This window comes from Streptacidiphilus neutrinimicus, assembly GCF_000787815.1.
Taxonomy (GTDB): domain Bacteria; phylum Actinomycetota; class Actinomycetes; order Streptomycetales; family Streptomycetaceae; genus Streptacidiphilus; species Streptacidiphilus neutrinimicus.
The window spans coordinates 1-5929 of sequence record NZ_BBPO01000109.1; the positions used below are offsets into that span (position 1 = coordinate 1).

The following is a 5929-nucleotide window of genomic DNA, read 5'->3' on the forward strand; positions in this document are numbered from 1 at the left end:
GCGCAATGTGGGATCACCGTCCACTGACGTTGCCGTCAGCGTTGCCGTCAAACCACCCCACACGCCACAGTGGCCCCACCGGATTTGTTTCCGATGGGGCCACTGTGCTTAACAGTCTAGCCGAGCGATCCGCTCTAGCTAATCACGAGAAGACGCTAGTCGAATGACCCTTTCCCACTCCGCACGGTAGATGGAGTTCGGCACCGCAAACCAGCGCTCGTACTCGCCTTCAATTTCCCCACCCTGCGCGATGTAGACCAAATCGCCAGCCTGCCAGATAGCAACATGCCAGCCCTGATCCATATCCCAATACGGCGAATCAATCGAACCGCTGGGAATATCAGCGAGAGACCATTGAGCGATCTCCGACGCCACATCCTCCCACCAAGGGAATTCGATGATCACATTCAGGCCGTGGTCAGCGAACCGAATCGAGGAACCGCCATCACTGGACGTTAGCTCAATCTCGAAGTCAGCCGCAGCAGGAAATGCGCTCAGGTCAAGCTGCTGAAGCGCACCAAGGTCGCTGATCAGCAGCTTCTCTCCGCCTGACATGCCATGCCCTCTCACTTGCAAATGAACTCATTCAGATCACGGATCAACGTACGAGGTGTGAATTCGGAACCCGTCCGGCATATTCGCATCTCTTCGTAGGATCGTGACAATAGTTGTACCTGGTACTTCGCCACCAGTTGCCCTACTGAGAACTCGTGCATCCGCAGGATCCACGATGGGACTGCGAATCGGCAACTGGGGGCTACTCCCAGAGAGCCAGGCCTGAATATCAGCAGTGTGAGCGTCCAGGTTGGCCTGGGTTTCCCTGGTCGCTGCGCCGAGATCTGTATATGTAGATGCGTTCGGGATATTGCGACCCCAGAGGAATGCATCATCCTTTCCAACATGACGCGCCATGGCATGACCGCCGCTTGCCTCGGAAGCCGGAAGGTCACATAGATATGGGCCGTTCGCATTATGCACCAAGATCGGCGTGGTGCCAGCCATCACATAGTACGTGTGGAGTTGTTGAACAGTCAGGTTCCAACGGTCTGCGGTGCCTGGGGTCGTGCGGGCATCAACTACGGACGGGTGCTGGCCGTGAGTGCTGGCGAGCTTGTCGCCGGTCTTCAGGTGGTCGGCACGCTGCCATGTGTGGGTGGTGCCGTCCCAGAAGGGGTGGTTGGCAGTGGTGTGGATGACGAATTTGTGACCATGCCCATCGTTGATGGTGAGGTCGAGGAGGTCGCTGTCGTGGTTGATCCAAATGTGCTGGACGGCTCGTCCGCCCTGTTCCTTGCCCGTGGCTGGATCAGCAGACTCGACCACATCGCCGACTTTGATCTTACCGATGGGCTTGGTCAGGCCATTGGCCAGAAGAACTGGCGTGTCGGGGGCAAAACTACAGCCCGCTCCTGGGATGTAGTCGGACCATGCCTCCGGCAGGGTCAGAACACCCCCCGATGCCTCCTCGCCTTCCGCTAGGAGCCTCTCGGCCTCGGGCAGGAGCCTCAGGTTCCGAGCATCAAGCCCAGCTCCAGACTCGAGGGCAATAAGTGAAGCAGCGTGGGCCCAAAGCCCCATGAAGATCTCTTGTTCAACTGACGTGCAGATCCCCTTGGCGCTCTGGCATGCCTGAATGGCAGCCTGGTACTGGGATACTGCCGAGAGGGTCCCGTCCAAGTCGGCGAGACGGCGCGCTATCTCGTAGTAGGCGTTCTCAAAGCCTTTGATGTTTCCGAAGTTGCTGGGGACACGCAGCGCAGAATCGACCGACACGTACTGCTTCTGGCGCAGGCCCTCATTGGCCAGTGCACCGGATTCCTCGTCATTCTGTACGCATGCCGCGTCACACAGCGGCTCGGCTGTGTCTGTGTGGAGCCCGGTGGGGTCGCTGTCGGTGGTGGGGTTGGAGCCGGCGTATGTGTAGCCGTTGGCCTGTTGGGTTCCCGCTTCGAGGACGGGGTCGAGGCTGATGAAGCGGCCCAGGGTGGGGTCGTACTGGCGTGCTCCGACAGTGGTGAGTTGGTCGTTGGTGTCCTGGTGTTTGTTCAGGAAGCCGTTGGGGTCGAGCCAGCCGCTGCCAGGGGTGGTGCCGCGGGGGGCGCCATAGGGGGTGGACTGCCGCCAGGTGGGGTTCTTGGCGGTGGCGTCAAGGCTGACGCTGGCGGTGCCGTGCTGGTCGGTGAGGATGAAGCTGTAGTTCGCGTTGTTGAGGACAGCCGCTCCGCCGCCGGGCAGGGCGTAGGTGCGCAGCGCGTTGAGGGATTTGGCGCTGGTGAAGTAGGTGACCTGCTGGTCGGGCAGGAACAGGGTGATGGAGCCGGGGTCGGCTGTCTCGATGACGTTGCCGTCGGCATCGTAGGAGTAGGTGGTGGTGTTGCTGCCAGTGGTGGCTTGGTAGAGCTTGCCCTCGTCGTTCCACTTCAGGGTCTGCTGACCGCTGGTCGTGGTGCGTGAGGTGGTATCGCCTTGGTTGTCGTAGCAGTAGGTGTTCGTGGCGGTGGTGCCGCCGGTGGTTTTGGCGTTGGCGAGGGTGTGGGCGCCGTTGCTTGTGCCGGGGCAGGAGAGGTCGCTGCCGCCGTAGGTGTAGGTGGTGGTGGTGTCGCTGCCGCCGGTCAGGTTGTGTTGGACCTGGGTGGAGGGTTGGCCAATCTTGCTCTGGCCGCCGGTAAAGGTCCAGGTGGTCCAGTAGGCGCCGCTGGCGATGCCGTCAGTGATGGTGGCGGTGCTGGGTTGCGTGGCGCAGCTGCTGGCGGCCGTGTTGTTGGTCCAGGCCTGGGTGAGGCGGTCGAGCGGATCGTAGGTGAAGCACTGGGTCTCGGTGCTGGTGCCGTTCCGGATGTCCGTTTGGGAGGTGATGTTCCCGGACGGGTCGTAGCTGTAGCTGATGTCGTCCATCGGCGTCGAGGAGACGGCGTTGTTGACGACGTTCTGGTCTTTCAGCGCCTCGGTGTTGGGGTCCCATGTGTTGGTGACGGTGGCCTTGTTAGTGGAGGACCCGATGACCTGCTGAGCGATCTGGCCAAGGAAGGTGTAAGCGACGGATTGGGCGTAGCCGTTGGTGCCGTTCAGCGTGCAGGGGAGGTCGAAGGGGCCCTGGCCGCAGTAGCCGGTGGTGAGCGTTTCAGAGGCCATGCCGCCGGCTGCCGGGATGAGGGTTGCCTTGGGCAGGCCATTCACGGTGCTGTAGGTGTGCAGGTAGGCGTAGGTGGTGGGCAGGGTGCCGTTGGCGGGGACGGTGTAGGTCTCGCCGAGGGACTCGCCGAACACGTTGAAGCTTTTGGCCTGCATCGTGAAGGTGCCGGCCGGGGTGTATGAGGTCTCGGTGGTCAGGTGGCCGATGGCGTCGTTGACACCAGGAACACTGTTGCTGTTGTCGTACACCCAGGAGGCGACCTCGTTGCCGGGCGTCTGGCCTGTGACGGGTGCGTCGTATTCGGCGGTCTTCCGGTTCAGCGCGTCGTAGGTGTAGGACAGCGTGTGCGCAGGTGAGGCGGAGTCGGTCGTCTGCAGCACGTTTCCGTTGGAGTCGTACACCGTTGCTGTGGCGTTGGTGCCCGCGTCGGGGTCGGTCTTGGTGACCGGCTGGCCGAGGAAGTTGTAGCCGGTGGACCAGGTGTCGCTGTTGGGGTCGATGGTCTGGTAGTCACGGCCCTGGGGGTTGAAGGTGTACTTGGTGGCGTCGGCGGTGCCGCCGGTGACCGAGGCGGTGGTGAATCCGCCGGTCGTCGAAGTATTGACCGTGGGTGCCGTGGAGTACTGGTCGGTCTCGGTGGTGCGGCCGAGCGCGTCGACCACCTTGGCGGTGGCGGTTCCCCCGGTGGGCGGCACGGTGATGGTGCGGTCGCCCAGGTACTGGGTGTAGGCGGTGGCCTTGACCTGCTGGTCGTCCTGCGACGTTACGACGGTGGGCCGCCCCAGGCCGTCGAAGCTGGTCAGGGTCTGCTGCTGGGAGAGGTTGTCCGCGACGGTGACCAGGGTGCCGTTCGGCGCGGACGTGTTGTCGTAGTAGTTGTTGTTGGTCTTGGTGACCCAGCCGTGGCTGTCGTAGAAAGTGTCGGTGATGACCCGTCCTGGGGTGGTCGACACCGCCGTGGCTTGAGTCTGGCGCACCCGCATCAGCGCGTCGTACAGCGTGGTGGAGGTCGCGTAGTGGGACTCCTCGTTCAAGGTCTGGGTAGTGACCACGACTGGCGCGGTCGTGCCGGAGGCGGGGTAGCTGTAGCTGTAGAGCAGGTTCGCTGCGGAGCCGGTGGAGCGGGAGTTCTGCCACACAGCGATCCTGCGGCCGAGGCCGTCCAGGTGCATGGTGGTCACGACGTTGTTGGAGTCGGCGACCGAGGTCGGCTCGCTGCGCTCGGGGTCCAGAGTGGTAGTTGTGCTCTGGTTGAGCGCGTTGGTGGTCTTGACCGCCGTGGTGGTCAGGTACGCGGTGTCGCTGTAGGTGCTGGCGGTCTTGTTGCCGTTGCTGTCATAGGCCGCGGTGACGCGGCCGTAACCGTCGTAGGTGCTTGTGTTCTTGGTCTGGTAGGTGAATGCGCCGTTGTTGTAGCCGTTGGCGACCTGGATGACGGAGGCGTCGCCAGCGGTGGGGGCGGCCTGGGGCCATGCTGGCGAGGCAGGTTGGGGCCAGGTGGTGGCCATGGCCGGGTTGTCGTAGAAGGTGCGAGTGTCCGAGATGACGTCGGTGGCCTTGTTCAGCGACGTCGGTGCCGCCAGCGCGTTGGTCTGCGCCGCGGTGGGCGCTGAAGCGCCGGCGGGGGAGATGCCGCCGCAGGGCTTGTCGTCGGTCTCGGTCTCGGCGACCAGACCGACGAGGTTGGCGCTGGTGTTCGCGGGGGCGTAGGTGGTCTGGGTGCAGGTTTCCTGCGAGTTCGCGCCGCCAGCCAGGGAGAGGTCACCGTGGCTGTAGCTGAACAACGGCAACCCGAAGGTCGCTGATGTCGTGCTTGTGTCGTAGCTGATGTCGATCTCTGTAGAGTGCCAGCCGGAGGTGACGGCTTGGCGGTTCCAGGTCTCGACCTGGTCGACGGCGTTCGCCGTGAGGTCGGGCAGGCCGGAGCGGGTGCGGGTGGCGGTGGCCGGTGAGACCCAGTAGGAGTTGATGGTGGAGTGGTCGACCGGGCCGCCGTTGTAGGTGTAGGCGGTGGATTCCAGGACGTCACCAGCGAGTTGGTTACTGTCGGTGTGGCTGCCGCCCTGGGAGTCCTTCAGGGTGATGGAGCGGGTGGACGTGGAGGAGAGCCAGTCTCCGTCCATGCCGCGGTAGTACCAGTCCTCGGCTTCGGTGACCGGGTCGACGCCTTGGCCGGTCAGGGTCTGCACGTCGCCGTAGCCGCGCCATTGCCCGTACGTGCGGTACTTGGCTTTGACCGTCTCGTTGTCGTCGTAGTGCCATGCTCCACCGCCGACGTAGTCGTACTGCGAGAAAAGGCCCGGCGACTTGCCCGATAGGTCGGACTGCGACACCGACTGGACGACGTACTTGTTGAACCAGTCCAGGATCTGCTGGCTATTGCCCTGCGGCGTCCATTCCACGGGGAAGCAGGAGGCCGTGTTGGAGGACGGGGTGAGGTTGGTGATGCTGGTCGGGGTGCAGGGGTTGACCAGCTCGTAGGTGACGCTGATGACGCTGCCGGCTTCGGTGGTGATCGTGTTGAGGCGGTACCGGTTCAACGGCCCGAGGCCCGAGCCGGTCCCGGTGGTGTAGTTGACCCGGTTCGCCATCATCTGGTAGCCGAACGACACCTGCGGGAGCGTGACCGCGGAACCGCCGGCCGTGGTGTCACTGCCGGTGCGGGTGACGGCGTCCAGTTGCAGGGTGGAGGTGTTGTACGTGCCGGTGGTCGGGATCGTCTGGGTGAGCGCATAGCTGTCGACCGTGTTGTACGGCGTGCTGCCGCCGGTGCCGTTCCACTGCTCGGTGGTGATC

2 protein-coding genes are annotated in these 5929 nt (G+C 63.5%); both read right to left on the reverse strand.

Annotated elements, in window-relative coordinates; genetic code table 11:
* Positions 1-138: 138 nt before the first annotated feature.
* Positions 139-555: a hypothetical protein gene (locus tag TR48_RS35460; RefSeq protein WP_042374702.1), complete on the reverse strand. Its 417-nt coding sequence runs from the start codon at positions 553-555 to the stop codon at positions 139-141.
* A gap of 36 nt (positions 556-591) precedes the next feature.
* Positions 592-5745: a polymorphic toxin-type HINT domain-containing protein gene (locus TR48_RS35465; RefSeq protein ID WP_152628357.1), complete on the reverse strand. Its 5154-nt coding sequence runs from the start codon at positions 5743-5745 to the stop codon at positions 592-594.
* Positions 5746-5929 lie beyond the last annotated feature (184 nt).